At 72.4% G+C, this 26,540-nt stretch carries 28 protein-coding genes; 14 read left to right on the top strand and 14 right to left on the bottom strand.

Translation table 11 applies throughout. The features are described from left to right. Nucleotides 1-4: 4 nt before the first annotated feature. Nucleotides 5-901 carry a hypothetical protein gene (locus ACGFZL_RS15080; protein ID WP_393691755.1) on the bottom strand — a complete coding sequence of 299 codons (897 nt, stop codon included), beginning with the start codon at nucleotides 899-901 and terminating at the stop codon, nucleotides 5-7. 213 nt (nucleotides 902-1,114) lie between these two features. Here ACGFZL_RS15080 and ACGFZL_RS15075 point away from each other — a divergent pair, with 213 nt between their 5' ends. Both ACGFZL_RS15075 and ACGFZL_RS15070 read left to right on the top strand, forming a co-directional pair. Further along, nucleotides 1,115-4,234 (top strand): sacsin N-terminal ATP-binding-like domain-containing protein, encoded by a 3,120-nt coding sequence (locus ACGFZL_RS15075; RefSeq protein ID WP_393691753.1) that lies wholly within the window; start codon nucleotides 1,115-1,117, stop codon nucleotides 4,232-4,234. A gap of 172 nt (nucleotides 4,235-4,406) precedes the next feature. Next, nucleotides 4,407-5,165: a calcium-binding protein gene (locus ACGFZL_RS15070; protein WP_393691751.1), complete on the top strand. Its 759-nt coding sequence runs from the start codon at nucleotides 4,407-4,409 to the stop codon at nucleotides 5,163-5,165. 44 nt (nucleotides 5,166-5,209) lie between these two features. On the opposite strand, the gene ACGFZL_RS15065 is transcribed toward ACGFZL_RS15070, so the two are convergent. Then, nucleotides 5,210-7,582 carry an HAD-IC family P-type ATPase gene (locus tag ACGFZL_RS15065; RefSeq protein WP_393691749.1) on the bottom strand — a complete coding sequence of 791 codons (2,373 nt, stop codon included), beginning with the start codon at nucleotides 7,580-7,582 and terminating at the stop codon, nucleotides 5,210-5,212. Nucleotides 7,583-7,604: 22 nt separating this feature from the next. Further along, entirely contained in the window at nucleotides 7,605-7,877 is a 273-nt protein-coding gene (locus ACGFZL_RS15060; RefSeq protein WP_393691747.1) for a DUF2530 domain-containing protein, read from the bottom strand. Between the two features lie 126 nt (nucleotides 7,878-8,003). On the opposite strand from ACGFZL_RS15060, the gene ACGFZL_RS15055 reads away from it, so the two are divergent. Continuing rightward, the gene (locus tag ACGFZL_RS15055) at nucleotides 8,004-9,443 is read left to right on the top strand and encodes an NCS2 family permease (protein WP_393691745.1); all 1,440 of its coding nucleotides are present in this window, start codon (nucleotides 8,004-8,006) and stop codon (nucleotides 9,441-9,443) included. Nucleotides 9,444-9,463: 20 nt separating this feature from the next. On the opposite strand, the gene ACGFZL_RS15050 is transcribed toward ACGFZL_RS15055, so the two are convergent. After that, nucleotides 9,464-9,652: a ribbon-helix-helix protein, CopG family gene (locus ACGFZL_RS15050; RefSeq protein ID WP_355172316.1), complete on the bottom strand. Its 189-nt coding sequence runs from the start codon at nucleotides 9,650-9,652 to the stop codon at nucleotides 9,464-9,466. A 149-nt stretch (nucleotides 9,653-9,801) separates the two neighbouring features. Here ACGFZL_RS15050 and ACGFZL_RS15045 point away from each other — a divergent pair, with 149 nt between their 5' ends. Continuing rightward, nucleotides 9,802-10,239, top strand: a complete 438-nt coding sequence (locus tag ACGFZL_RS15045) for a MarR family transcriptional regulator (protein ID WP_355172314.1) — start codon at nucleotides 9,802-9,804, stop codon at nucleotides 10,237-10,239. A gap of 51 nt (nucleotides 10,240-10,290) precedes the next feature. After that, on the top strand, nucleotides 10,291-11,661 hold the full coding sequence (locus ACGFZL_RS15040; protein WP_355172313.1) for an MFS transporter: 1,371 nt from the start codon (nucleotides 10,291-10,293) through the stop codon (nucleotides 11,659-11,661). Between the two features lie 8 nt (nucleotides 11,662-11,669). On the opposite strand, the gene ACGFZL_RS15035 is transcribed toward ACGFZL_RS15040, so the two are convergent. Next, nucleotides 11,670-12,257 carry a Uma2 family endonuclease gene (locus ACGFZL_RS15035; RefSeq protein WP_393691742.1) on the bottom strand — a complete coding sequence of 196 codons (588 nt, stop codon included), beginning with the start codon at nucleotides 12,255-12,257 and terminating at the stop codon, nucleotides 11,670-11,672. A gap of 117 nt (nucleotides 12,258-12,374) precedes the next feature. On the opposite strand from ACGFZL_RS15035, the gene thpR reads away from it, so the two are divergent. Beyond that, nucleotides 12,375-12,947 carry an RNA 2',3'-cyclic phosphodiesterase gene (gene thpR, locus ACGFZL_RS15030; protein ID WP_393691740.1) on the top strand — a complete coding sequence of 191 codons (573 nt, stop codon included), beginning with the start codon at nucleotides 12,375-12,377 and terminating at the stop codon, nucleotides 12,945-12,947. Between the two features lie 125 nt (nucleotides 12,948-13,072). On the opposite strand, the gene ACGFZL_RS15025 is transcribed toward thpR, so the two are convergent. The 4 genes from ACGFZL_RS15025 to ACGFZL_RS15010 all read right to left on the bottom strand — a co-directional run bounded on the left by ACGFZL_RS15025 (nucleotide 13,073) and on the right by ACGFZL_RS15010 (nucleotide 15,354). After that, the gene (locus tag ACGFZL_RS15025) at nucleotides 13,073-14,068 is read right to left on the bottom strand and encodes an aldo/keto reductase (protein WP_355172309.1); all 996 of its coding nucleotides are present in this window, start codon (nucleotides 14,066-14,068) and stop codon (nucleotides 13,073-13,075) included. Between the two features lie 145 nt (nucleotides 14,069-14,213). Next, nucleotides 14,214-14,378 (bottom strand): hypothetical protein, encoded by a 165-nt coding sequence (locus tag ACGFZL_RS15020; RefSeq protein ID WP_355172305.1) that lies wholly within the window; start codon nucleotides 14,376-14,378, stop codon nucleotides 14,214-14,216. A 4-nt stretch (nucleotides 14,379-14,382) separates the two neighbouring features. After that, complete coding sequence (locus tag ACGFZL_RS15015; RefSeq protein WP_355172303.1) at nucleotides 14,383-14,514, bottom strand: hypothetical protein; 132 nt, start codon at nucleotides 14,512-14,514, stop codon at nucleotides 14,383-14,385. A 156-nt stretch (nucleotides 14,515-14,670) separates the two neighbouring features. Then, nucleotides 14,671-15,354, bottom strand: a complete 684-nt coding sequence (locus ACGFZL_RS15010; protein WP_393691737.1) for a GDSL-type esterase/lipase family protein — start codon at nucleotides 15,352-15,354, stop codon at nucleotides 14,671-14,673. Nucleotides 15,355-15,444: 90 nt separating this feature from the next. Here ACGFZL_RS15010 and ACGFZL_RS15005 point away from each other — a divergent pair, with 90 nt between their 5' ends. Further along, complete coding sequence (locus ACGFZL_RS15005) at nucleotides 15,445-16,443, top strand: WD40 repeat domain-containing protein (RefSeq protein ID WP_393691735.1); 999 nt, start codon at nucleotides 15,445-15,447, stop codon at nucleotides 16,441-16,443. Between the two features lie 61 nt (nucleotides 16,444-16,504). Here ACGFZL_RS15005 and ACGFZL_RS15000 read toward each other — a convergent pair whose 3' ends face one another. The 3 genes from ACGFZL_RS15000 to ACGFZL_RS14990 all read right to left on the bottom strand — a co-directional run bounded on the left by ACGFZL_RS15000 (nucleotide 16,505) and on the right by ACGFZL_RS14990 (nucleotide 17,893). Further along, nucleotides 16,505-17,020 (bottom strand): N-acetyltransferase, encoded by a 516-nt coding sequence (locus tag ACGFZL_RS15000; protein ID WP_393691733.1) that lies wholly within the window; start codon nucleotides 17,018-17,020, stop codon nucleotides 16,505-16,507. A 97-nt stretch (nucleotides 17,021-17,117) separates the two neighbouring features. After that, nucleotides 17,118-17,594: a hypothetical protein gene (locus ACGFZL_RS14995; RefSeq protein WP_393691731.1), complete on the bottom strand. Its 477-nt coding sequence runs from the start codon at nucleotides 17,592-17,594 to the stop codon at nucleotides 17,118-17,120. 65 nt (nucleotides 17,595-17,659) lie between these two features. Further along, nucleotides 17,660-17,893: a DUF397 domain-containing protein gene (locus ACGFZL_RS14990; RefSeq protein WP_393691729.1), complete on the bottom strand. Its 234-nt coding sequence runs from the start codon at nucleotides 17,891-17,893 to the stop codon at nucleotides 17,660-17,662. 174 nt (nucleotides 17,894-18,067) lie between these two features. On the opposite strand from ACGFZL_RS14990, the gene ACGFZL_RS14985 reads away from it, so the two are divergent. Further along, nucleotides 18,068-18,832 carry a DUF6879 family protein gene (locus tag ACGFZL_RS14985; RefSeq protein ID WP_393691727.1) on the top strand — a complete coding sequence of 255 codons (765 nt, stop codon included), beginning with the start codon at nucleotides 18,068-18,070 and terminating at the stop codon, nucleotides 18,830-18,832. A gap of 19 nt (nucleotides 18,833-18,851) precedes the next feature. Then, complete coding sequence (locus tag ACGFZL_RS14980) at nucleotides 18,852-19,700, top strand: helix-turn-helix domain-containing protein (protein WP_393691725.1); 849 nt, start codon at nucleotides 18,852-18,854, stop codon at nucleotides 19,698-19,700. Nucleotides 19,701-19,775: 75 nt separating this feature from the next. Here the strand turns inward: ACGFZL_RS14980 and ACGFZL_RS14975 are convergent, their stop codons facing one another. Then, nucleotides 19,776-20,198: an ATP-binding protein gene (locus ACGFZL_RS14975; RefSeq protein ID WP_393691723.1), complete on the bottom strand. Its 423-nt coding sequence runs from the start codon at nucleotides 20,196-20,198 to the stop codon at nucleotides 19,776-19,778. 137 nt (nucleotides 20,199-20,335) lie between these two features. On the opposite strand from ACGFZL_RS14975, the gene ACGFZL_RS14970 reads away from it, so the two are divergent. The 4 genes from ACGFZL_RS14970 to ACGFZL_RS14955 all read left to right on the top strand — a co-directional run bounded on the left by ACGFZL_RS14970 (nucleotide 20,336) and on the right by ACGFZL_RS14955 (nucleotide 22,229). Then, on the top strand, nucleotides 20,336-21,220 hold the full coding sequence (locus ACGFZL_RS14970; protein ID WP_393691721.1) for a helix-turn-helix domain-containing protein: 885 nt from the start codon (nucleotides 20,336-20,338) through the stop codon (nucleotides 21,218-21,220). Beyond that, nucleotides 21,201-21,380 (top strand): DUF397 domain-containing protein, encoded by a 180-nt coding sequence (locus tag ACGFZL_RS14965; protein ID WP_393691719.1) that lies wholly within the window; start codon nucleotides 21,201-21,203, stop codon nucleotides 21,378-21,380. Before ACGFZL_RS14970 ends, ACGFZL_RS14965 begins: the two co-directional genes overlap by 20 nt. Continuing rightward, nucleotides 21,380-21,733, top strand: coding sequence for a VOC family protein (locus ACGFZL_RS14960; RefSeq protein ID WP_393691717.1), 354 nt, complete (start codon nucleotides 21,380-21,382; stop codon nucleotides 21,731-21,733). Before ACGFZL_RS14965 ends, ACGFZL_RS14960 begins: the two co-directional genes overlap by 1 nt. Nucleotides 21,734-21,890: 157 nt before the next feature. Beyond that, nucleotides 21,891-22,229, top strand: coding sequence for a hypothetical protein (locus tag ACGFZL_RS14955; RefSeq protein WP_393691715.1), 339 nt, complete (start codon nucleotides 21,891-21,893; stop codon nucleotides 22,227-22,229). A gap of 63 nt (nucleotides 22,230-22,292) precedes the next feature. On the opposite strand, the gene serC is transcribed toward ACGFZL_RS14955, so the two are convergent. Beyond that, the gene (gene serC / locus ACGFZL_RS14950) at nucleotides 22,293-23,411 is read right to left on the bottom strand and encodes a phosphoserine transaminase (RefSeq protein WP_355172274.1); all 1,119 of its coding nucleotides are present in this window, start codon (nucleotides 23,409-23,411) and stop codon (nucleotides 22,293-22,295) included. Between the two features lie 165 nt (nucleotides 23,412-23,576). Between serC and ACGFZL_RS14945 the strand changes: the two genes are divergently transcribed. Beyond that, the gene (locus ACGFZL_RS14945) at nucleotides 23,577-26,522 is read left to right on the top strand and encodes an FAD-binding and (Fe-S)-binding domain-containing protein (RefSeq protein ID WP_393691713.1); all 2,946 of its coding nucleotides are present in this window, start codon (nucleotides 23,577-23,579) and stop codon (nucleotides 26,520-26,522) included. The last annotated feature ends 18 nt before the right edge of the window (nucleotides 26,523-26,540 follow it).

Below are 26,540 nucleotides of genomic sequence, written 5' to 3'. Positions count from 1 at the left end.
GCGGCTACCGGTTATCGGCGTCGCCGTCGAAGACCTCTTCCAGTGAGGAGGCCGTGAGCGCCCGAGTCAGCCAGGTGCCCTGCACCTCCATGTCATGGCACTCGGTGATGCGCTGCCGGGCGTCGTCGGGCACGTCGATCCCGCGCTGCTCCAGGATGAGCAGGAGACTCTTGGCCAGGCCCTTGGCCTCCCCCTCGGCCCGGCCCTCGTCCCGGATCTCCTCGGCGAGGTACGACGTGTAGAAGGACGTGTCTGCGGCCACCAGTTTCCTCCAGATGTACCGGGCCGGGCGGTTGCCCATGCCCTGGGCGGTGAAGTCGATGAGGGGTCCCGCGATGTCCTCGGGGACCTTGCCGAGTGCGGAGGACAGCGCCTTCAGTATCGCACCCACCGACTCGTCGGCGGCGTGCGTGATGGCGGCCAGGCTGGCCAGGACCAGGTCGGCCCCGGCCTCCTCCGGGTCGGTGATCACCGGCATGTTGTCCGGTCCCGCCACCATCGGCTGGAGGGTGAGGGTGGGCAGCTGCGGCGGCCCGCAGCTGACCGCCTGCTGGGCCCACCGGGCCGTGCGGGGGTCCTGGCAGACGACCAAGAGGGCCGTCGGCAGGTGGTACTTCGTCCACAGGTAGCCGCAGTAGTACGCCCAGCTCGCCGGCTTGTCCCGGTCCGGGCGGCCCTGCGCCTCGATGGCCAGCAGGAACGGCCCGTCCTCCGCCGTCTCGAAGCGGAGCAGGGTGTCGAGGCGGCGCTCGACCGGGTTGGCCTCGGTGAGGTCGGTGGGCAGGGCGGTGGCGGAGACCGGGGTCGGGAAGTCGACGCCGAGGTACTGCGAGACGCGGCTGAAGAGGCCGGGGTCGTGCTGGAAGATGCGGTGCATCGCCTCGTGGGGCGGACTGACCATGGGGTTCCGTTTCGTGCACGTAGGGACGGATCGAACGGGCGTGTGCAGCCGTTCGGGGTGAACACAAGCAGCCGGGGAATGTGAAGATCCGTTTCTCTTCTCGCGATTCACCCACCCGAGTGACCCCACCCCACCTCGATTGACGTTCGTCACGCCGCTGACCGGGAGGTACCTTCGACCGAACGCCAACCCAGGCCGACGAGGGAGATGACCGTGAGCATGTTCGTGCGGCCGGCGACCGAGGGCGCCGACCCCTTCGGCACCGCCCCCCTCCGCCGCGGCGTGCTGGACGCCTGGGCCGCGAGCCCCGCCCGGTTCCGGGAGGACGCCAACGCCGAGGAGGACCTCGTCCTCGGCGGGTACCGGGACCGGCTGGTCGTCGAGCTGGCCCAGAACGCCGCCGACGCCGCCGCCCGCACGGCCGTGCCCGGCAGGCTGCGGCTCACCCTGCGCGACGACGTCCTCGTCGCCGCCAACACCGGCGCCCCCCTGGACACGGCCGGCGTCGAGTCGCTCGCCACGCTGCGGGCCTCCGCCAAGCGCGTGGACGGCGGCGCCGGGGCCGTCGGCAGGTACGGCGTGGGCTTCTCCGCCGTCCTCGCCGTCACCGACGAGCCCGCCGTGGTCGGCCGGCACGGCGGCGTGCGCTGGTCGCTCGCCGAGGCCCGCCACCTCGCCGCCGACGCCGCCCTGACCAGCGCCGGGCTCGGCGAGGAGATGCGCCGGCGCGACGGCCACGTACCGCTGCTGCGGCTCCCGTTCCCCGCCGAGGGCAGCGCCCCAGCCCCGTACGACACCGCCGTCATCCTGCCGCTGCGCGACCCGGCCGCCGCCGCCCTCGCCGAGCGCCTGCTGCACGCCGTGGACGACGCCCTGCTCCTCGCCCTGCCGGGGTTGGAGGAGGTCGTGGTCGAGGTGGGGGAGGACATCCGCACCCTGCGCCGCCGCACCGACGGGCCCGTCATCACCGTCGAGGACTCCCGCGACGGCACCACCCGCTGGCGCACCGCCGCCGCGCACGGCCCCCTCACCCCCGACCTCCTCGCCGACCGCCCCGTCGAGGAGCGCCTGCGCCCGCACTGGTCGGTGACGTGGGCCGTCCCCGTCGACGCCGACGGCGCCCCCGAACGCCCCCGCACCAGCCCCGTCGTGCACGCGCCCACTCCCAGCGACGAGCCCCTCGGCGTGCCGGCGCTGCTCATCGCGTCGTTCCCGCTGGACACCACCCGCCGGCACGCCGCGCCCGGCCCGCTCACCGACTTCCTCGTCCAGCGCGCCGCCGACGCCTACGCCGGTCTCCTCGCCGACTGGCTCCCCGTCGGCCCCGGCGTCATCGACCTGGTGCCGGGACCGCTCGGCAAGGGCGCCCTCGACGGCGCCCTGCGCCAGGCCGTCCTCGACCGGCTGCCCCGCACGTCCTTCCTGCCGCCGGCCGTCCCGCCGGGCGAGGACGACGAGCTGCCCGCCTCCCTGCGCCCCCGGGACGCCGAGGTCGTCGAGGGCGCCGGTGCCGACACCGTGCTCGTCCTCGCCGAGGTGCTGCCCACCCTGCTCCCCGCCGGCCTGGAGCGCCGCCCCGAGCTGCGCACCCTGGGCGTCGGCCGGGTCCCGCTGACCGACGCCGTCGACCGGCTGGCGGGCCTGGAGAAGGACCCCGCCTGGTGGCGCCGCCTCTACGACAGCCTGGCCGGCGTCGACCCCGACCGGCTGTCCGGGCTCCCCGTGCCGCTCGCCGACGGACGCACGACCATCGGCCCCCGCCAGATCCTCCTCCCCGCCGCCGAAGCCACCGCCGACACCGCCGTCCTCGCCCGCCTTGGCCTCAAGGTCGCCCACCCCGACGCCGCGCACCCCCTCCTGGAGAAGCTCGGCGCCCTCCCGGCCACCCCCCGCGCCGTGCTCACCACCCCGCAGGTGCGGGCCGCCGTCGCCGCCTCCCTGGACGACGACGGCGGCGCCAACTGGGAGGAGGACACCCTGGACGCCGACGAACTGGCCGACACCGTCCTCACCCTGGTCCGCGACGCCGCCCTGGACCCCGGCGACGAGCCCTGGCTGGGCGCGCTCGCCCTGCCCGACGAGGACGGCGACCTCGCCCCGGCCGGCGAACTCGTCTTCCCCGGCGGCCCGTTCGCCCGCGTCATGCGCGAGGACGAACTCCCCGCCGTGGAGGCCGAGCTGGCGGCGAAGTGGGGCCAGGACACCCTGGCCGCCTGCGGAGTCCTCGTCACCTTCGCCCTCGTCCGCGCCACCGACGTGGTCCTCGACCCGGACGAACTCGACCCCCGCGAGAGCGACTTCGCCGAGCCGGACGACGCCGGGCTGCTCGACGCGGTCGACGTGTGGAGCGAGGACATCCTGGACCGCTTCCCGGACAGCCCCGTCCCGCCGGTCGCCACCGAGATCGTGGCCGTGCGCGACCTGGACCTGGTGGACGACGACCACTGGCCCGAGGCCCTCGCCCTGCTCTCCCGCCCCCCGCTGCGCGACGCCCTCGTGCAGCCGGTCCGCGTCCTGCTCCCCGACGGCACCCACGAGACCGTCCGCCCCTACACCGCCTGGTGGCTGCGCGGGCACCCGGTGCTCGGCGGGCGCCGCCCCGCCGGGCTGCGCACCGCCGGTGGCGACCCGCTGCTGCGCGGCCTGTACGACGAGGCCGACGCGACCGGCTTCGAGGACGAGCAGGTGCTGCGCGCCCTCGGCGTGCGCACCTCCGTCGCCGCCCTCCTGGAGGAGCCCGGCGGCGGCGCCGAGCTCCTCGACCGCCTCGCCGACCCCGACCGCCCCGTCACGGCCGCCCAGCTCCACGCCCTGTACGGCGCCCTGGCCGACCTCGACCCCGAGCAGGTCACGCTCCCCGACGAGGTGCGGGCCGTGGTGGACGGCCGGGTCGAGGTGGTGGACGCCGCCGACGCGGTGGTGGTCGACTCGCCCGACCTGCTCCCCTTCACCTCCGGCGTCCCGCTGCTGCCGGTCCGCCCGGCGCGCGCCGCCGAGCTGGCGGAGCTGTTCCAGGTACGCCGGCTGAGCGAGTCCGTCACCGGCGAGGTCGACTCCGAGGGCACCGAGCACGCCGTCCCCGACGCGGTCCGCGCCCTGCTCGGGCCGCGCACCCCGGCGGCGTACGTCGAGCACGCCGAACTCGTCGTGGACGGCGTCGGGATCGACTGGCGCCTGACCTCCGACGGCGTTCCGCACGCCGCCACCCTGGAGGGCGTCGCCGCCGCCCTGGCCTGGGCCGCCGCCCAGTGGCCGCGCCGCTTCGAGGTGGCCGCCCTCCTGGAGGACGAGTCCCGCACGGAGGAACTGGCCCGGGACCGCTGGTTCGACTGACCGGCCGAATGTGAAGGCGCGGTCACCTTTCCTTCACCTCCCGTACAACCATTGCCCCGCGCCAGTGATCAATGGGGGCGAGTCAGCAGACTCACGACCGTTCAGGTCCTGGCGCGGTGCGGCCCCGCAGGGGTTGGCGACCGCCGGGACCTTGTCTCCACGTGGGGAACACATGCGTATGCGAGCCCTGGCGGCGACCGCCACCGGCGCCCTGGCCCTGACCGCCCTCGCCGTCCCGGCCGCCCAGGCCGATGGCGGCTACGGCAACACCAAGATCACCAAGGTGGTCGTCGACGGCGACAACAAGGTGCCGATCGGCGTCAGCGCCGCCAGGACCATCGTGGTCAGCGTGACGGCCACCGACAACTCCGGCATCAAGGGCGCCGACTCCTTCGACCTGCGGGGTCCGGGACTCGGCTGGGAGGTGACCGGCAAGCCGTCCTGCAAGAAGGCCAGCACCACCACCTCCACCTGCACCGCCTCGGTGAAGATCGCCCCGAAGACGGACTACCTCGACAACGCGTCGGCCGGCACCTGGTACGTCGGCGCGTGGGTGGACGCGAAGGACGGCGACTTCATCTACAAGGAGAAGGCCGGCTCCTTCAAGTTCCAGCGCACCGCCGCGCTGACGGTCAACGCCTCGCCGGAGCCGGTGGCGAAGGGCAAGACCATCAAGGTCACCGGCAAGCTGACCCGCGCCAACTGGGAGACCCTCAAGTACGGGAACTACGGCAGCCAGTCGGTGCAGCTCCAGTACCTCAAGAAGGGCGCGACGAAGTGGAGCGCGCTGAAGACGGTCAAGGCCGACGCGGTGGGCAACCTCAGCACCACCGTCAAGGCGAGCGCTGACGGCTACTTCCGCTACGTCTTCGCCGGCAACACGACCACCACGGCGATCAACTCGACCGGCGACTTCGTCGACGTGCGCTGACCCCTTCGCACGACGCACGACGCAGGACGCACGACGCACGACCCTTACGCGGGGAAGCGGCGGTCCACCCACCTCCACAGGAGTTCCAGGGCGGCCGCCGCGGCCACCGCGACGCCGACCGCGGTCCACGGCATCGTCACCCCGACCAGCTTCAGCGCGAAGAAGTCCTGGAGCCAGGGCACGATCAGGACGACCATGAAGGCGGCGCCCATCGCCACCACCAGGGCGACCCGCCACCAGGTGTAGGGGCGGGCGATGATCGCCAGCACCCACATGGAGATCAGGAACAGCGTCAGGGTGGCGGCGCTGGTCTCCGCGTCCAGGGCGCCGGACCCGGTGTAGTGGTGGCGGGCCAGCAGGTAGGTCAGGAAGGTGGCCGCGCCCGCCACCACCCCGCCCGGGATCGCGTACCGCATCACCCGGCGCACGAAGTGCGGCTTGGCCCGCTCCTTGTTCGGGGCCAGGGCCAGGAAGAAGGCCGGGACGCCGATCGTCAGGGTGGACAGCAGGGTCAGGTGCCGGGGCAGGAACGGGTACTCCACCTGCGAGCAGGCCACCAGGATGGCGAGCAGCACCGAGTAGACCGTCTTGACCAGGAACAGCGTCGCGACCCGCGTGATGTTGCCGATCACCCGGCGCCCCTCGGCCACCACCGACGGCAGCGTGGCGAAGCTGTTGTTCAGCAGCACGATCTGCGCCACCGCCCGGGTCGCCTCCGAGCCGGAGCCCATCGCCACGCCGATGTCGGCGTCCTTCAGGGCGAGGACGTCGTTCACGCCGTCGCCGGTCATCGCCACCGTGTGGCCCCGGGACTGGAGCGCGCCCACCATGTCCCGCTTCTGCTGCGGCGTGACCCGCCCGAACACCGTGCCCGCGTCCATCGCCTCGCCCATGCCGTCCCGCTCGGCGGGCAGCCGGCGCGCGTCGACCGTGTCGCCGGACAGCCCCAGCTTGGCGGCCACCGCGCCGACGGACACCGCGTTGTCCCCGGAGATGACCTTGGCCCGTACGTCCTGGTCGGCGAAGTAGCGCAGCGTCTCGGCGGCGTCGGGCCGCAGCCGCTGCTCCAGGACGACCAGCGCGACGGCGTGCGCGCCCTCCGCCACCTCGGCGTCGTCCAGGGCGCGGTCGGTGCGGGCGAGGAGCAGCACCCGCAGGCCCTCCTCGTTGCGGCGGCCGGTCTCCGCGAGCGCCGGGTCGTCCTCGGCGAGCAGCACGTCGGGGGCGCCGAGCAGCCACGTGCCCTCGGTGCCGTCGCCCTCGGCCAGCCGCGCGCCGCTGTACTTGCGGGCAGAGGAGAAGGGCAGCGCGTCGGCGGTCTTCCAGCCGTCCGGCGCCGGGCAGGCGGCGATGACGGCCTGGAGGGAGGCGTTGGGGCGCGGGTCGGCCGCGCCGAGGGCGCCGAGCACGGCCCGTACGCGGCCCTCGTCGGCGTCGCCGAGGGGGCGCAGCTCGGTGAGGTCCATGCCGCCCTCGGTGAGGGTGCCGGTCTTGTCCAGGCAGACGGTGTCGACCCGGGCGAGCCCCTCGATGGCCGGCAGCTCCTGCACGAGGCACTGCTTGCGGCCGAGCCGCACCACGCCGATGGCGAAGGCCACGGAGGTGAGCAGCACCAGGCCCTCGGGGATCATCGGCACGATCCCGCCGACGGTCCGGGCGACGGCGCCCCTCAGCTCGTTGCGCTCCACGGTCAGCTGGCTGACGATCAGCCCGATGGCCGTCGGCACCATCATCCAGGTGATGTACTTCAGGATCGTGGAGATGCCGGAGCGCAGCTCGGACTGGACGAGCGTGAACCGGGACGCCTCCTCGGCGAGCTGCGCCGCGTACGCCTCGCGGCCCACCCGGGTGGCCCGGTACGCGCCGCCGCCCGCGACCACGAAGCTGCCGGACATCACCTGGTCGCCGGGCCGCTTCACCACCGGGTCGGCCTCGCCGGTCAGCAGCGACTCGTCGATCTCCAGCCCGTCCGCCTCGACGCACACCCCGTCGACCAACGCCTTGTCCCCGGGCCCGAACTCGAGCACGTCGTCCAGGACGATCTCCGACGTGGCGATCTCGGCGGCCGTCCCGTCCCGCCGCACCCGGGGCCTGACCTCGCCGATCACCGCGAGCGAGTCGAGCGTCTTCTTCGCCCGCCACTCCTGCACGATGCCGATGCCGGTGTTGGCGAGGATGACGTAGCCGAACAGGCTGTCCTGGAGCGGCGCCACGACCAGCATGATCACCCAGAGCACGCCGATGATCGCGTTGAAGCGGGTGAAGACGTTGGCCCGGACGATCTCGCCCAGCGACCGGCTGCTGCGCACCGGCACGTCGTTGACCTGTCCGCGCGCCATCCGTTCGGCGACCTCGGCCGCGGAGAGCCCGCCCGCCCCCGCCGCGCCGGTCCGGGCGTCCACGTCGAGATGCGTCATGCCTCCGACGGTACGTGGCGGGCTACGGCTCCACTACCTGCGACCGGCCGTGCTCGGCGTCCCGCTTGATCGCCGCGTCGCGCCCCCGCACGTACCAGACGCCGATCAGGCCGAGGCCGCCGCCCGCGAGGCAGGTCCACACCCACCAGGCGTGGCCGTGGTCGTCGTACCAGCCGTAGAAGGGGAGCTGGGCCAGGAAGAGGACGAACCAGAGGACGGTGCCGCCGGTGATGGTGGCGACCACGGGCCCCTCCAGGGGCTCCGGCGCCTCGTGCGTTGGGGTCCACTTCGCCATGGGTACAGCTTAAGCACCCCACCACGGGGGTCTACGCGCGGAGATAGCGCGCGCGGGCTCATACGTTCATACTGAACCGCGTTCACTTCTGACCATTTTCATTCGTAGAAAACACCAAGGTCTCGCATGTCCACCTCGGCCGACGCCAGGGTCCCCCAGCAGAACGTCCCCCCGCGCAGCGGCCTGGACCGCTATTTCAAGATCTCCGAGCGCGGCAGCTCGCTGCCCCGTGAGATCCGCGGCGGTTTCGCCACCTTCTTCGCGATGGCCTACATCATCGTGCTGAACCCGATCATCCTGGGCAGCGCGAAGGACATGTACGGCCACCAGCTGGACAACGGCCAGCTGGTCACCGCCACCGCCCTGACGGCGGCCTTCACGACGCTGCTCATGGGCGTCATCGGCAACGTCCCGATCGCCCTCGCCGCCGGCCTCGGCGTGAACTCCGTGGTCGCCCTCCAGCTCGCGCCCCGGATGTCCTGGCCGGACGCCATGGGCATGGTCGTGCTGGCCGGCTTCGTGGTGATCCTGCTGGTCGCCACCGGGCTGCGCGAGCGCGTGATGAACGCCGTGCCCTACGGCCTGCGCAAGGCCATCTCCATCGGCATCGGCCTGTTCGTCATGATCGTCGGCCTGGTCGACTCCGGCTTCGTCACCCGCATGCCGGACGCCGCCCAGACCACCGTCCCGCTCCAGCTCGGCACCGGCGGTCACCTGCACGGCTGGCCGGTCCTGGTCTTCGTGCTCGGCGTGCTGCTGACGCTGGCGCTGATCGTGCGCAAGACGCCCGGCGCGATCCTGATCTCCATCGTGGTGATGACCGTCCTCGCGGTCGTGATCAACCTGGTCGCGGACGTCCCGTCCTGGGGCCTGACCACCCCGAAGTGGCCGGGCAACCCGGTCTCCTCGCCCGACTTCGGGCTGGTCGGCGACGTCAGCCTGTTCGGCGGCTTCGACAAGGTGGGCGTGCTCACCGGCGTGCTGTTCGTCTTCACCGTGCTGCTCTCGTGCTTCTTCGACGCGATGGGCACGATCATGGGCGTCAGCGACGAGGCGAAGCTGACCGACGCCGAGGGCCAGATGCCGGGCATCAACAAGGTCCTGCTGGTCGACGGCCTCGCGGTCGCGGCGGGCGGCGCCAGCTCCTCCTCGGCCACCACCTGCTTCGTGGAGTCCACGGCCGGCGTCGGCGAGGGCGCCCGCACCGGCTTCGCCAACCTCGTCACCGGCGGGCTCTTCGCGCTGGCGCTCTTCCTCACGCCGGTCGCCACCATGGTCCCGTCCCAGGCGGCCACCCCGGCGCTGATCGCGGTGGGCTTCCTGATCCTGGCCGGCTCCGTCCGGGAGATCGACTGGGCGGACTTCACCATCGCCATCCCGGCCTTCGTGACGATGCTGATGATGCCGTTCACCTACTCGATCACCAACGGCATCGGCATGGGCTTCATCACCTTCTCGGTGCTGCGCCTGGCGGCCGGGCGGGGCCGGGAGGTGCCGGTGGCGATGTACGTGGTGTCGGCGGTCTTCGCCTTCTACTACCTGATGCCGGCCCTGGGTCTGACCTGATCCGACCCCTGACGGGACGGTCACGGCACGCCGTAGAACCGCTCCGTCTCCTCGACGGCGGACTGGAACCGCTCGTCGAAATCATCACGGATGAGCGTCCGGACGACATAGTCCTGGACGCTCATCCCCCTTTTGGCCGCATGACCCCGGAGCCGGTCGAGCAGCTCCCCGTCCATCCGCAGGCTGAGCACGCTGGTCCCCATGCGCACGAGCGTCCCGCCCCCCGACCGGGTGATGACCGGATTTCCCCGCTCGTCTCACTCGTTCGGGTGAAGCGCGGGTTTCCGTGGCGCGCCTCACGGGCATCAGGGCGCCGCCCGGGTGGTATTTCGCGAGTCTAATGACCTAAGCTAAGGACATGCCGGACCTCACCCATGGCGACGACACCGCCGCCGTGAACTCCCTGCGCTCCGCCGTGATGCGGTTGTCCCGTCGGCTCAAGCACCAGCGCGTCGACGAGTCGCTCAGCCCGACCGAGATGTCGGTGCTCGGCACGCTGTCCAACTGCGGCAGCGCGACCCCGGGCGAACTCGCCCGCAAGGAACACGTCCAGCCGCCGTCGATGACCCGCATCGTGGCGCTCCTGGAGGCCAAGGGACTGGTCCGGTTGGAGCCGCATCCCGAGGACCGGCGCCAGAAGGTCGTGACGCACACCGAGCAGGCCGTGGTCATGCTCGAGGAGAGCCGCCGCAAGCGGAACGCGTTCCTGGCCACGCTGGTGGAGGGCCTGGACGAGGACGAGTGGGCGAAACTGCGCGCCGCCGCCCCCGTGCTGGAGAAGCTCGCGCACCTGTAAGCAGCACGTCCGACGAGGCGACCCTTTGCGTACGTCCGAGGAGGCGACCTTTTGAGTACGGGACCCGGAACACCTTCCGCCCCCGGACCTGACCACCACGACCCCGCATCCGCACCCTCCCCGCCCCTGGCGCCCCGCAAGGCGTCCATGTTCTCCTCCCTGAAGGTCAGGAACTACCGCCTGTTCTTCACGGGCCAGGTCGTCTCCAACATCGGCACCTGGATGCAGCGCATCGCCCAGGACTGGCTGGTCCTCGGCCTCACCGGCTCCTCGGCCGCCGTGGGCATCACCACCGCGCTCCAGTTCCTGCCGATGCTGCTCTTCGGCCTCTACGGCGGCGTCCTCGTCGACCGCCTGCGCAAGCGCCCCACCCTCCTGGTCACCCAGTCCGCGATGGCGCTGACCGCGCTTGCACTGGCCGCCCTCACCCTGACCGGGCACGTCCAGGTCTGGCACGTCTACCTCGCCGCCTTCGCGACGGGCCTGGCCACCGTGGTGGACAACCCCGCCCGGCAGTCCTTCGTCTCCGAGCTGGTCGGCCGCGACCAGCTGCAGAACGCGGTCAGCCTGAACTCCGCCAACTTCCAGTCCGCCCGCCTGGTCGGCCCCGCCGTCGCCGGCCTGATGATCACCGGCGTGGGCACCGGCTACGCCTTCCTCGCCAACGGCCTGTCCTTCGTCGCGCCGCTCGGCTGCCTGCTGCTGATGCGCCCCCGCGAGCTGCACGCGGTGCGCCGCACCCCGCGCGGCAAGGGCCAGCTGCGCGAGGGCCTGGCGTACGTCGCCGGACGCCCGGAGCTGATCTGGACCATCGTCCTGGTCGGATTCATCGGCACCTTCGGCTTCAACTTCCCGGTCTTCCTGTCCGCCTTCGCCGACGACGTCTTCACGGCCGGCGCGGGCGAGTACAGCCTCTTCAACACCCTCGTCGCGGTCGGCTCCCTCACCGGCGCCCTGCTCGCCGCCCGGCGCGGCACGGCCCGGCTGCGGCTGCTCATCGCCGCGGCCCTGGCCTTCGGGCTCCTGGAGGTCGTCGCGGCCCTGGCGCCCACGCTGTGGCTGTTCGCGCTGCTCATGGTGCCGATCGGCATCGTCAGCATGACGATGAACGTCACCGCCAACACCAGCGTCCAGATGGCGACGGACCCGGCCATGCGGGGCCGCGTGATGTCCCTGTACATGATGGTCTTCATGGGCGGCTCGCCCATCGGCGCGCCCATCGTCGGCTGGGTCACCGACACCTACGGCGCCCGCGTCGGCTTCGCCGCGGGCGGCACGGTCTCGGCCGTCTCGGCGGTCGTCATCGGCATCGTCCTGGCCCGCCTGGGCGGCCTGCGCCTCGCGGTCGGCTGGCACGGGGGGCACCCGCGGGTCCGCGTGGAGCCCCGGCGGCGGGAGGAGGAGCTGGCCCCGGCGGCGTAGGCGGCGGGTCAGTCGCGGGGGAAGTCGCCGGTGGTCAGGGTGAGACCGACGGAGGTGCCGGTCAGGTCGACGTCCTCACCGAACCCGAAGCTGACGCTCGCGTGGTAGGTGCCGTCCTTGGGGAGGGTGTGCAGGTGCCACTCGGCGGTGTAGGGGTCGACGATGAGGTAGACGGGCACGCCGGCGGCGGCGTAGACGTCCTTCTTGGGGCCGTAGTCGTTGGCGGCGGTGCTGCGGGAGATCACCTCGGCGACGAAATGGACGTCGGCGTGGTGCCAGCGACCGCGGTCGTCCCGCCGAGCGCCGTCGGCGAGCGCGACGACGTCGGAGGCGAAGCCGTTCAGGTGCCCCGGGTAGTCCATGCGGACGTCGGACTTGACGCGCTTGCGCGGGTACCGGGCGCGCAGCTGTTCGATGATCTCCAGGATGATGTCCCAGTGGGTGTCCCGCTGCGGCGTCATGAAGATGTGACCCCCGACGATCTCGGTCTTGTATCCCTCGGGGACGGGCATCTTCTCGAGCCACTCGAACATCGCGTCGAGCGACAGCTTGTCGCTGCTCTCGGCCATCTCGATCCTGTCGTCAAGGACGGTCACCGTGGCGCTCCTCCCCGGCAGCCCGTGGGACGGGGCGGCCGCGCGGTACAACGATACGCACGGTGAGCAGGTCACGCGGGGGCGTACACGCGTTCCCGGGGGCGGCACACTGACCCCATGAGACTCTTCGCCGCCGTCCTGCCCCCCGAGGACGTCACCGCCTCCCTCGCCGCCGAGGTGGCCGTGGTGCGGGGGCTGCCCGGGGCGGACGGGCTGCGGTGGACGGGGCGGCCCGGCTGGCACCTCACGCTCGCCTTCTACGGCGAGGTGGACGACGACGTCGTACCGGAGCTGTCGGCGCGCCTGGACCGGGCCGCGCACCGGACGCCCGCCTTCTCGCTGGCCCTGCGCGGCGGGGGCCAGTTCGGGCGGGGCCGGGCGCTGTGGGCCGGGGCGGAGGGGGAGCTGCGCACCCTGCGCCTGCTCGCCGACCGGGCGGAGGCGGCCGGGCGCAAGGCGGGCGTCGCGATGGGGGAGCACCGGCGCTACACGCCCCACCTCACGCTGGCCCGCAGCCGCGAGCCGCACGACGTGCGGCCCTACGTCGACGCGCTGGCCGGGTTCACCGGCCCGGCGTGGACGGTGGCCGACCTGGCGCTGGTGCGCAGCGACCTGCCGAGGAGCGGGACGGCGGGCGAGCAGCCCCGTTACGAGGCGGTCGCCCGCTTCCCGCTGGCCGGGTCCGGTTAGGCTCGGGGCGTGGACCCGAAGACCCGGAACCGGATCATGGCCGGTGTGCTCGTGCTGATGCTCGTGGTGGTGGCGGTGGCGGCGGCGCTGCGGTAACCGTCGTCAACCGTCTTTCGCCGCCGACGTCACCAGGCGAACGCCTCCGGCGACGGGCCCGGGCCCGGGAAGACCTCGTCCAGGCCGGTCAGCAGCTCCTCGCTCAGCTCCAGCTCCACCGCCCGCACCGCCGACGCCAGCTGCCCGCCGGTGCGCGGGCCGACGATGGGGCCGGTCACGCCGGGCCGGGTGAGCAGCCAGGCCAGCGCCGCCTCGCCGGGCTCCAGGCCGTGCTTGTCGAGCAGTTCCTCGTACGCCTGGATCTTCGCCCGCAGCGCGGGGTCGGCGAGCGAGTCGGCGGCCCGGCCGCCCGCCCGGCGCCCGCCCTCGGCCTGCTTCTTCAGCACCCCGCCGAGCAGCCCGCCGTGCAGCGGCGACCAGGGGATGACCCCGAGCCCGTACTCCTGCGCGGCCGGGATCACCTCCATCTCGGCGCGCCGCTCGACCAGGTTGTACAGGCACTGCTCGCTGACCAGGCCGATGGTCCCGCCGCGCCGGGCGGCACTCTCGTTGGCCTGGGCGATCTTGTAGCCGGGGAAGTTGGACGAACCCGCGTAGAGGATCTTGCCCTGCTGGACCAGGACGTCGATCGCCTGCCAGATCTCCTCGAAGGAGGTGTCCCGGTCGATGTGGTGGAACTGGTAGAGGTCGATGTGGTCGGTCCGCAGCCGCTTGAGGCTGGCGTCCACGGCCCGGCGGATGTTGAGCGCCGAGAGCTTGTCGTGGTTGGGCCAGGCGGGCTCGCCCTCCGGGCCCATGTTCCCGTACATCTTGGTGGCGATGACGACCTTGTCCCGCCGGTCGCCGCCCTTCGCGAACCAGTTGCCGACGATCTCCTCGGTGCGGCCCTTGTCGGCGCCCCACCCGTACACGTTGGCCGTGTCGAAGAGGTTGATCCCGGCGTCCAGCGCCGCGTCCATGATCGCGTGACTGTCGGGCTCGTCGGTCTGGGGGCCGAAGTTCATGGTCCCGAGGACGAGCCGGCTGACCTTGAGTCCCGTGCGTCCGAGCTGCGTGTACTCCATGGGCACCCAGCCAACGACTTGGAGTGCGCTCCAGGCAAGCACCGGCGGGGCCGACTTACGCCGACCGTCGACGCCGGTCGGTCCAGGGTCCGCGTCAGTTTGCTCCGGCTCGGTGTGTGGACGATACGGCCGTACGCTCCGGCGATCACATGCGCGTGAACCCGACGGCGACGACGGCGATGCCCACCAGGAGGCAGAGGAGCCACAGGGCCAGTTGGGCGCCCTTGGTGCTCGCGTAGTGGCGGGCGGTCACGCGCCCCAGGGCGCCGATCGCACAGCCGAAGACGATGAGGACCACACCGACGACCACGGCGTCAGCCCTTCCTCTTCTTGTTCCAGATCCCGTACCCGAACATCGCGACGATCCCCACCAGGATCAGGATCGCGACGACGGACCCCGCGGTGCCGTCCGGGATCCAGCTTCCTCGACCGTCCGCCAACAGCATCGCTGCCTCCCCCGCCCCTCGACCGGCTCACCCCACCGGCCGTCCTGCCCGTCAAGGTGCCCGGCGCCCCCCGGACGAAACCGGCGACGCCTCTCCAGGCTCATCCGCACCACCACGCCGGTACGCGGCGAACCCGCGGGTGCGGTACGGCTGTTGTCACGTGAGGCCGGCCACCGGCCCGCCGAGCCCCCACTCCTCCCACAGCGCCGTCGCGAAGGCGTCGGCGACGAGCTGCTCGCCCGCGGCGTTGGGGTGGGTGCCGTCGTAGGTGTGGAGGTGGAAGTCGTACGAGGCGGGCGGCGGGACGAGGAGCAGCGGGGCGGCCGGGTCGTCGAGGTCGGCCAGGCACTTGCCGAGCAGCTCGTTGAAGCGGGTCGCCTGCTCGGCGAAGGACGGGTCGGTGTCCACCCGGATGTTGGTGAGCACGGGCATGACGGCGATCCGCACCCGGGACCGCCCCGCGCGGGCCTCGGCGACGAAGGCGCGGACGTTGTCCAGGGTCTGCTCCGCGTTGGTGTAGAAGCCGAGGTCGATGAGGCCGAGGGAGACGAGGAGCACGTCCGCCCGGTGCTCCCGCACCGCCCCGCCGATCAGCGGCGTCATGTGGTGCCAGCCCTCGCCCCAGCCGGCCAGGTGGGCCCGGGGGAAGGCGGCGTCACCGGCGTACTCGTAGGAGTCGGGGCCGTCCGTCGCCGGGTCGTGCAGCGTCTCGCGCGGGCCGACGAAGGCGAAGGGGCGGTCGTAGGTGGCGCGCAGGTGCCGCCACAGCCGCTGGCGCCAGGTGTGTTCGCCGGCGCTCCCGATCGTCATGGAGTCCCCGACGCACATGAACCTGAGCATCCGCTCATCATGGAGGATCTTGCCGGGGTGTGCGACGTGAGCCCGGCCACCTCCGCACGGCGCGGCGGAGGGTGATGGCAGGCTTGGCGCATGCGCCGCACCTTCGCCCTGCTCGCCGCCCCGGCCGTCCTGATGGGCGCGCTCGCCGCGCCCGCGTCGGCGGCCTCCGCAGGTTCCTCGAACTCCTCCGACTCCTCAGACGACGGCTTCTACATCCGTGACCCGCGCATCACCGAGTCCAGCGGCCTGGCCGCCTCCCGCCTGCACCCCGGCGTCTACTGGACCCACAACGACCAGGACACCGGCCCGTACCTCTACGCCGTGGACGGCCGCACCGGCAAGACGCTGGCCCGGATCACCCTGTCCGGCATCGGCACGCCCCGGGACGTGGAGGGCATCGCGGTCGGCCCCGGCAACCGGCTGGTCGTCGGCGACATCGGGGACAACCTCGGCGGCACGTGGCCGTACGTCTGGATCTACGACCTGCCGGAGCCGAAGCAGCTGAAGGACCAGACGGTCAAGGCCACGCAGTACGTCGTGAAGTACTCCGACGGCCCGCGCGACGCCGAGTCGATCGCCGTGCACCCGAAGACGGGCCGGGTCTACATCGTGGACAAGAACGAGGACGGCGGCCATCTCTACGAGGGCCCCGCGAAGCTGTCCCCCAAGGGCACGAACGTCTTCCGCCCCACCGCCCCGGTCGACCTGTGGGCCACCGACGCCGCGTTCTCCCCCGACGGCTCCCAGCTCGTGGTCCGCGGCTACCTCGGCGCCCTCTGGTACGACTGGAACGGCGGCCGCATCCAGCGCAAGGGCCGCCTCGACGTGCCGCTGGGCCAGGGCGAGTCGGTCACGTACACGGCCGACGGCAAGAAGCTGCTGATGGGCATGGAGGGCTCGGACAGCCCGGTCCGGGCGCAGGACGCGCCGGGAGCGCCGGCGAAGGGGGGCGGCTCGTCGTCCTCGGCGGCGGGGTCGTCGTCGGCGTCGGACGGGTCGGGCGGGACGACGCTGAAGGTGGGCCTCGGCCTGCTGGTCGCGACCGCGGCGGTGTTCGGGCTGCGGCGGCTGTTCCGGCGTGGGGGGTGAGCGCGCCGTCGGTGGTCGCGGGCGGCGAGTACCGGCTCGGTCGCGCGCCGGGGGAGCCCGCTCAGGCGGCGGGGAGGTCCGGCAGGGCGAGCCAGTCCGGCCACGAGATCTCGCGGCCGACGAAGCGGGGCCGCTCGAAGGGCCAGTCGGCAGCGATCCACTGCGGCACCAGCGCGTCGAGGGCCTGCTCGACCTCGTCGCCCACCAGCTCGTCCACCACCCACCAGGAGACCTCGGCGTCGGCGCCGGTCTTCTCCGGGGGGTCGATGTAGACGCAGCCCAGCAGGGTCGTCTCCGCCGCGTCGAAGAGGGCGTAGTTGAAGGACCGGTGCGCGGCGATCTCCTGCTCGTGCCGCAGCAGGTCCGCCTGGTCGGCCTCGTAGGTCATGGTGGCCGCGGGCCAGCCCCAGGCGGGGCCGTAGATGCTCCACAGCCGCTCGCGCGAACCCATGACGGCCGGGTAGTCGAGCGGGGTGTCCGCCTCCCGGATGGGCCGCAGGTGGTGGGCCGTGCCCGTGCCAGTGTCCGGCAGCGGCACCAGGACGGGGTGGGCGAAGTCGTCGGGAAGCCAGCTCATGGCGCCCGACCGTAGCAGCGGGAGGGCGTCCGCATCCCCGGGGTTTCCGCGCGGCGCGACGGACGGGCAGGTGCCGCCGCACGCGATCCCGGCGGGGTCACCGACCGGGACCCGGCGGGCCCTGGGCAGGGCAAGTCAGGTTGGGCTGGGCGCGGTTGGGGGAGCAGGCGACCAGGGCGAGGGAGAGGAACGCGGGCCGCTCCAGGTAGAAGCCCAGCGACACGTCCCCGCCCCACCGCAGCCGTTCGGCGACGGAGGCGAGGAGGGCGGTGCGCTGTCGTGCGGTGACGAACCGGGGCGAGTGCTGGTCAAGTTGCCCACTGAGCCATGTGACGGCGCCGGGTTCCCCCGCCCGCCAGGTCCCCCGTACCTGAGTCCCGGGCTTGACCAGCCAGTACGCGGTCTCCAACGGCGGCAGGTCCGAGGTGGTGAACTGGGCGGCGACCTCGCGGTAGCGCTGGACCAGCTCGGGGCGGCTGCCGTGCGGGGGCGGGTCGGGGTGGGGTGGGCGGCGTAGGGCGTCCTGGTCGAAGCGGGGCTTGGGGCCGGTCCAGAGGTAGGCGTGGTGGTGCACCGGGCTGGTCCTTGTCGGCGACGACGTGTCCGGGGGCCGGCTGACCCCCGGACAGGGGTGCGCTCCTAGCGGGCGAGGCCGAACCGGGCCGGGTCGATCCCGGCGAGGCTCAGCTCCTCGGTGCTGAAGCGGAGCGGCGCGAGGTCGGGCCGCTTGCTGTCGGCGAGGGCCCAGGCGTCGTCCCCGATGCGGGCGAGGGTGACGCAGCCGTCGGTGCAGGGGCCGCCGCAGGCCTGGGTGAAGGAGGCGCGGGTGATGTCCAGGGCGTAGAGGTCGCCGGTCTCGTTCTCGTTCGGCATGGCTCTGCCTTCCCGTTCGGGGGTGGGAGCACGAACGTAGGAGGCGGGGAGGGAGCGGGGTCGCGAATATTCGCCGATATTCTCCGGCGGCTACTCAGGATGCATGGACATTCACTCAGAGGCACCGACATGCTGGGCGCGGCAACATCGTCGAGTCCCGAGGGGTGGTCGCGGATGGCGCGCAGGCTGCGGTTCAACGGAACGGGGAGTGGCTACAACGGATGTCCTTCGGTGCACGAGGACGTGGACAGCGGGGAGGTGATCGTTCACGGCGCGCCGCTCGCCGACCCGGCTGACGTGGGACAGCTTCAGCATCTCTCGGAGGGGGAGGTCGCTGTTGTGGTACCGCGCGAGCTTCTGGTCGACTGGTCGCCGAAGGAGAAGTCGCGGCAGGTGGAAACCATCGGGCTCGATGAGTTCGCCGACCTGTTCGCCAAGTTCGAGCACACCGCCTGGCGGCTGGAGACCCGGCAGCGGTACGCGAGCGACGAGACCGGGCAGCGCTGGAAGCAGTTCATCGAAGAGGGCAGTCTCGACCCTGAGATGGACGTCCCGGAGGCCAGGCGGTGGCGCGACACGATCCGCTCGCAGGTGGCGGCGGGAAAGAGGGTCGAACGAGTACGACTGATGGACCGGCCCGCCACCACGGGTCAGCGCTATCTCTTCGAGATGGCCCCGTGGAACATGGGTCTGGGCGAGGACATCCGTAACCTCTGGCGTGCCGACGCGGACCGCCTCAGGCTGCCGGCGGAGGACTTCTGGCTCTTCGACAGCCGCCTCATCGCGTTCCTGCGCTTCGACGACGACGACCAACTCACCCACGTGGACCTCGTCACCGAGCCCGCGGAGGTGGTGCGTTGCTCCCGGGTGCGAGATGCTGCCTGGCATCACGCCGTACCGCGGGAGCGATTCGCTGCGGAGATGCACGACGACGCGTAGGGGCAAGAGCGGATAGCCGGTGAGCACGGATTATCAGAGAGCACGTCAGGACCTGGGTCGTAGGCTCAGAGAACTGCGTGTCGAAAGCCCTGATGGCAGGCTCACCGGTACCGAACTCGCTCACCGGCTCGGCTGGACGCAGTCGAAGGTGAGCAAGCTGGAGAACGGCCGTCAGACCCCGACGGTCGATGACCTCAGAGCATGGGCCGACGCCACGGGGCATCCCGCCGCCTTCGGTGAGTTGCGGGCTCGGCTCAGAGGGTTCGAGAGCCAGATCCGTTCCTGGCGGCGTCAGTTGGCCGCAGGGCATCGTCCTGTGCAGGACTCTTGGAACGCTGTCATCTTCGAATCCAGAACCGTGCATGAGTGGGAGAACAGCCTCGTGCCTGGATTCCTTCAGACCGCTGATTACGCGCGGGCCATCTTCGTGGGGCACTCCGCCCTCCAGCACTCCCCGCCAGACATGGAGGATGCGGTACGGGCTCGAGTGAAGCGGCAGGAGTGGCTGTATCGGCCGGGAAAGCGGCTGAATCTGCTGGTTTGGGAGGGTGCGTTGTGGACCCGAGTGTGTCCAGCGGATGTGCTGGCAGCCCAACTGGACCGCCTTATAGGGGTGGTGGGTATGGACACGGTCCGTCTGGGAATCGTGCCGCTGGACGCCAAATTGAGTCTGAACCCCGCAAACGCCTTTTGCATCCTGGACGACAGGCTCGTAGCTGTAGAGGACTGGCACGCCGAGCTGTGGCTGGACGACGCCGAAACGATTGCCCTCTACCGCCGCGTCTGGGACACCTTCGCCGAGTCGGCGGTCTTCGGCGCGGAGGCCCAGCAGGTCATCGCGAGGGTGCGTAGGAGCCTCAAGGTCTGACGGCCCCCGTACGGACTGGGTAGCCGCCAGACGTACGGGTCCGGGGTCCTGACCTCCGCCGCGAGGTCGTCGTCGTCACGCACGCGCCGGAACATGCGTCCCCGCCGTCTCGGTGACCCGGAACCGAGCCCACACGCACTTCGCGTACGCCTCCTGCCGGTGCCCCCAGCCGTCGGCCAGCGCCGCCACGAGGGCGAGGCCGCGGCCGCCCTCCTCGTCCGGCGCGGAGTCGTGCGGCCGGGGCAGCCGGTCCCGGTCCGGGTCGGCGACCTCCAGGGTCAGCGCGGGCCCGTCCAGGGTGAGGCGGACCTCGACCAGGGCGTGGGTGACACGGCAGTGGGTCACGGCGTTGGTGACCAGTTCGTTGGCTAACAGGGTGACGCTGTCGGCGAGTTCGTCACCGACGCCCCAGCCGGCGAGGGCCTTGCGGACGCGTTGGCGGGCGGTGGGGACGTGGCGTCGGTGCTTGGGGATGCGGAAGGTCTCGGTCGATGGCATGCCCGGAAGGTAGGGCCGTATCCACGCATTCTGCAATAGGTTCGAGTGAATGCATTCAGTCGTTCACTCGGACGAGTGATACGCCCCCACTGCGCATCGACGGTGTGGCATCTTTGCCGCAGGAGAGGGGAGGGCCCATGCCCGCAGGTGGACGCCCGACGGTGCGCAGCAGGCGGTTGGGCACGGCGCTCCGGCAGTACCGGCTGGCCGCCAAGTTCGACCAGCCGCAGGCGGCCGAGGTCATCGCGTCGAGCCAGGCCAGGGTCAGCCGCCTGGAGAGCGGCCATGTCACCGCCCGTGTGATCGAGGTGCGGTTGCTGCTGGACGCGTACGGCGTGAAGGACCCGGAAGTGGCGGCCAAGCTGGAGGACTTGGCCAAGCACTCCAAGAACCGGGGCTGGTGGCTGGAGCATGCGGCGCATCTGCGGCCGGACTACGTGGACCACATCGCGTTGGAGGACGACGCGACGTACATCCGAGACTGGCAGCCGGTCCTTGTTCCGGGGCTCCTTCAGACGCCTTCCTACGCGGAGGCGGTGATCTCGGGAGGCCCGAAGTACGTCGCCGCCGAACGGGTCGAGCAGCTGGTCAAGGCGCGTACGGGTCGGCAGGCCAAGATCCAGGAGGGCGGGGCTTCGTACTCGTGCATCCTCTGGGAGGCGGTCGTGGAGCACCCCTTGGTCGACATCGAGGTCCACCAGGAGCAGCTCGCCGCGATCCTGGAGATCACCAAGCGCCAGAACGTGACCGTTCAGGTGCTGCCGTTCAGTGCCGGGGCGGTGGCGGGAGCCACGCCTGCCTTCTCCTCCTTCAGCTTCGAGGCCGAGCCGACCGTCGAGGCCGTGACCATGGAGAACCTGCGGGGCACCTCGGTCTTGGAAGCCCTGGATGATCTCGCCGCTTACGCCGACGCATACGACCAACTACGATCGGCGGCACTGGCACCGGACGCCAGTGCGCGGCTGATTCGCAGCGCACTGCGAGATAGCAAGGAAGACTCGCGTGACCGAGGTCGTAGGTAGCTTCTGGAAGTCGTCGTACTCCGGGCAGGAGGGCAACTGCGTCGAGGTCGCCGACACGGCAACCGGCGGCCGAGCCGTCCGCGACAGCAAGCTCGACGCCCGGGGCCCCCTCCTCACCGTCTCCCGGGACGGCTGGCGCGAGTTCCTGCGGCAGTTCTGATGGAGCGCGTCCTCGGTCTCGGCGGGTGCTTCCTCCGGGCCGCCGACCCCGCCGCCCTCGGCGCCTGGTACCGGGACTGCCTCGGGCTGGACGCCGACGAGAACGGCCTCTGGGAGCAGGCCCCCGGCCCGACGGTCTTCGCGGCGTTCGAAGCCGGCACCGACTACTTCGGCTCCCGCGACCAGCAGGTCATGCTCAACTTCCGCGTCCGCGACCTGGACGCGATGCTCACCCAACTGCGCGCGAAGGACGCGGAGGTCGCCGAGGAGACGCAGGACATGCCCGGCGTCGGCCGCTTCGGCTGGGTCACCGACCCCGAGGGCAACCGGGTCGAGCTGTGGCAGCCGGCGTGACCGCCTCGTGAGGGTACGAAGACCGGCCCGCGCGTCCACCACGGCGGTGGTACGCGACAGGCTGCCGGCGTGGGGCTGCGTCGTGGCGCTCATGGCCGTCCTCGTCATCCCCGTGATCATCTTGCTGGTGCTCATGATCACGAGCCACCGTCAGGAAGTGGCCAACGCACGTCACGAGAAGGAGGCGTTGCGGCAGGCGGCCGAGCTGGCCGAGGCGTACGAGGGCGATCTGCTGGGCGAGGCGCGGGGCGGTGGTCTGGACGAGGCGCGCGTCAGGGAGCTGGCCCGGCGGCACCACGGGTCCCTCGTCTCTCACACGGCGTCGGGGCGGACGCTGACCGCCGTGGTCCGGTTCAAGGTGTCGTACGAGTCCGCGACCCTCCTCGGCGCCTCGGACGAGTTCGTCGACAACTGCTACTCCTTCCGCGTCGTCGAGGGCACCGAGAGCGGTGCACGGTGGACGGCCGTCCCGAGCGAGGAGTGCGTCCGCCGGTGACGACGCGAGGGGCGCCCGGCGACGATCTGCCGGGCGCCCCTCGTTGCCGTGGGTGGGAAACGGCTACAGCTTCTCGATGACGTGGTCCACGCACCGCGTCAGCGCCTCTACGTCCGCCGGGTCGATCGCCGGGAACATCGCCACGCGCAGCTGGTTGCGGCCCAGCTTGCGGTACGGCTCGGTGTCCACGATGCCGTTGGCGCGCAGGGCCTTGGCGACGGCGGACGCGTCGACCTCGTCGGAGAAGTCGATCGTGCCGATGACCTGCGAGCGCTTCGCCGGGTCGGTGACGAACGGCGTGGCGTACTTCGACTCGTCGGCCCAGGAGTACAGGCGGGTCGAGGAGTCCTTCGTGCGGGCCGTCGACCAGTCCAGGCCGCCCTGGCCGTTGATCCAGTCGAGCTGCTCGCCGAGGAGGAACAGGGTGGCGAGGGCCGGGGTGTTGTACGTCTGGTTCTTGCGGGAGTTGTCGATCGCGGTGGGGAGCGAGAAGAACTCCGGGACGTGGCGGCCGGACGCGTGGATCCGCTCCGCGCGCTCGATGGCGGCCGGCGAGAAGACGCCGATCCACAGGCCGCCGTCGGAGGCGAAGGACTTCTGCGGGGCGAAGTAGTAGACGTCCGTCTCGGCGACGTCGACGGGCAGACCGCCCGCCCCGGACGTCGCGTCGACCAGCACGAGCGCGTCCTCGTCGGCCCCCGGCACGCGCTTGATCGGCATCGCGACGCCGGTCGAGGTCTCGTTGTGCGTGAAGGCGTACACGTCCACGCCCGCCTCGGCCGCCGCGTCCGGGTGGGTGCCCGGGTCGGCGGAGATGACGGAGGGATCGGCCAGCCAGGGGGCGAGCAGGGCCGCCTTGGCGAACTTCGAGGAGAACTCGCCGAAGGTGAGGTGCTGGGACTTGGCGTCGATCAGGCCGTGCGTGGCGATGTCCCAGAAGGCAGTGGAGCCGCCGTTGCCGAGCACCACCTCGTAGCCCTCGGGGAGCCGGAACAGCTCACTGATGCCCTCGCGGACCTTGCCGACCAGGTTCTTGACGGGTGCCTGGCGGTGGGAGGTGCCCAGGAGGGAGGTACCGGTGGCGGCGAGGGCGTCCAGCGCCTCGGTGCGCACCTTGGAGGGGCCCGCGCCGAAGCGTCCGTCGGCGGGCTTGATGTCAGCGGGAATCTGGATGTCGGCCACGGGTCGGAGCGTAGTCGGTGGGCCAAAGCGGACGGAACCGTGTCCGTCGGATGAGACGAGACGGGCGGGATGTGGACGCCCCCTCATTGTCTGGTTGTACGACGATACGGCCGTGGTTGTGGACAACTTCTGATGACTGAGCGTGATCGGATGCATGCTGGACCCATGACGGATCACTCGAAGCGGGACACGGGCCAGCGGGACACGGACCAGCGGGACACGGACCTGGAGGCGGAGCTGCGCCGCGCCGTGCGGGGCGACGTCGGCTTCGACGTGACCTCCCGCGCGCTGGTCACCATGGACGCCTCGAACTACCGCCGCGTGCCCCTGGGCGTGGTCGCGCCGCGCGACGCCGACGACGTGGCGGCGGTCATGGAGGTGTGCCGGGCGCGCGGGACCCCCGTCGTCGCGCGGGGCGGCGGTACGTCCATCGCCGGGCAGGCCACCGGCACGGGAGTGGTGCTGGACTTCACCCGGCACATGGACGGGCTGCTCGCGCTCGACCCGGAGGCCCGGACCGCCGTCGTCCAGCCGGGCCTCGTCCTGGACCGCCTCCAGGAGGCCGCCGCCCCGCACGGGCTGCGCTTCGGGCCCGACCCCTCCACCCACAGCCGGTGCACGCTGGGCGGGATGATCGGGAACAACTCGTGCGGCGCGCACTCGGTGGCGTGGGGCACGACGGCCGACAGCGTGCGCGAGCTGAGCGTGCTCACCGCGCGCGGGGAGCGGCTGCGGCCAGGGCGGGAGTGGGCCGGGGCTCCGGCGGGGCTGCGCGAGCTGGCCGAGGGCGAGCCGGCCCGGCTGCGCACCGGCTTCCCCGAGCTGCCCCGCCGCATCTCCGGGTACGCCCTCGACGCGCTGCTGCCCGAGCGCGGTGCCGACGTGGCCCGCTCCTTCTGCGGCTCGGAGGGCACCCTCGGCGTGCTGACGGAGGCGGTCGTCGGCCTCGTCGAGGCACCGCGGGCGCGTGCGCTGGCGGTGCTCGGCTACGCCGACGAGGCCGCGGCGGCGGAGGCGGCGCCCGGTCTGCTGCCGCACCGCCCGCTCACCGTCGAGGGCATGGCCGCCGACCTCGTGCCCGACCCGGGTGGGCTGCCGAGGGGCGGCGCCTGGCTGTTCGTGGAGACCGGCGGCGAGACGCCGGCCGAGGCACGCGCGCACGCCGAGGTGATCGCCCGCGCCGCCGACGCGCTCGATGCCCGCGTGGTCACCGACCCGGCCGAACAGCGAGCGCTGTGGCGGATCAGGGAGGACGCCAGCGGCACGGCGACCCGCATGCCGGACGGCTCGGAGGCATGGCCCGGCTGGGAGGACTGCGCGGTGCCACCGGCCCGGCTCGGGCCCTACCTGCGCGAGTTCCGCGCGCTGCTCACCGCCCACGCCCTGCGCGGCACGCCGTACGGGCACTTCGGGGACGGCTGCGTCCATGTTCGCATCGACTTCGACCTGCTCACCGCGCCCGGCGTCGCCCGCTTCCGCCGCTTCTCCGAGGAGCTGGCCGACCTCGTCGTGGCGCACGGCGGCTCGCTCTCCGGAGAGCACGGGGACGGGCAGGCCCGCGCCGAGCTGCTGCCGCGGATGTACGGCGCGCAGACGGTGGCCCTGTTCGAGCGGGCCAAGGCTCTCTGGGACCCGGACGACCTGCTCAACCCGGGCATGCTGGTCCGCCCGGCCCCGCTCGACACCAACCTGCGCTTCGCCCCGCTGCCGAGCCGCCCGGTCGACGTGGCCTTCGGCTACCCGGCCGACGGCGGCGACTTCTCCGCCGCCGTCCGCCGCTGCGTGGGCGTGGCCAAGTGCCGTACGACGACGACGGCGGGGCCGGCCGTCATGTGCCCGTCCTTCCGGGCGACCGGCGAGGAGGCCCACTCCACGCGCGGGCGGGCCCGGCTGCTGCACGAGATGCTCGCCGGCGAGCTGGTCACCGGCGGCTGGCGCTCCACGGAGGTCCGCGACGCCCTGGACCTGTGCCTGTCCTGCAAGGGCTGCCGGTCGGACTGCCCGGTCGGGGTCGACATGGCCACGTACAAGGCGGAGTTCCTGCACCACCACTACGCCGGCCGCCGCCGCCCGGCCGCCCACTACGCGATGGGCCGGCTGCCGGAGTGGCTGCGCGGGGTCGCCCGCACCCGCACGGCCCCGCTGCTCAACGCACTGGCGGCGCTGCCCCCGCTGGCGGCGGTGGCCAAGCGGGCGGCCGGCATCGCGCCGGAGCGGGAGCTGCCCCGCCTGGCCGGGCGGACGTTCACGCGCTGGTGGCGCGAGCGGAGACCGGTCGGCGGCGGGGCGTCCTCCGGGCCGGGGCCGCTGGTCGTCCTGTGGCCGGACACCTTCACCGAGCACCTCTCACCCTCCGTCGGCCGCGCGGCCGTGCGGGTCCTGGAGGCGGCGGGTCTGCGCGTCACCCTGCCGCCGACCCTGCGCCACCCCCGCGGACCGGCCGTCGGGGACGGCAGGACGGTGTCTGCCCTGCGCTTGCTGTCGGCCCGCTGGGGCCGGGTCTGCTGCGGCCTCACCTACACCTCCACCGGCCAGCTGGACCGCGCCCGCGCCGTCCTGCGCCGCACCCTCGACCTGATGGCGCCGGTGCTGGCGACCGACGCCCCGGTGGTCGTCCTGGAGCCGAGCTGCGCCGCCGCCCTGCGCACCGACCTCCCGGAACTCCTGCCGGACGACCCCCGCGCCGCCCGCCTCGCCGCCCGCGTCCTCACCTTCGCGGAGACGCTGGAGCGCCACGCCCCCGGCTGGACGCCGCCCGCCCTGGACCGTCCGGTCACCGGCCAGACCCACTGCCACCAGCACGCGGTGCTCGGCGACGCCGCCGACCGCCGCCTGCGCGCCGCCGCCGGCCTCACCGGCGACCTCGCGGGCGGCTGCTGCGGCCTCGCCGGCAACTTCGGCTTCGAGCGCGGCCACTACGAGGTGTCGGTGGCCTGCGCCGAGGACCAGCTCCTCCCGGCGGTACGCGCGGCGCCGCCGGCCCCGGTGATCCTGGCCGACGGCTTCTCCTGCCGGACGCAGCTGGAGCAGCTGGCGGGGATACGGGGGCGGCACCTGGCGGAGGTGCTGGCGGAGGGGCTGGACGCCGGACCGGGGCCGACGCGGACGTGACCGTTCGGAGCCCGCGGG

Source organism: Streptomyces sp. NPDC048182 (assembly GCF_043202555.1).
Classification (GTDB): domain Bacteria; phylum Actinomycetota; class Actinomycetes; order Streptomycetales; family Streptomycetaceae; genus Streptomyces.
The sequence above is the reverse complement of the archived record's forward strand: the minus strand, read 5'-3'. Positions and strand labels throughout refer to the sequence as shown.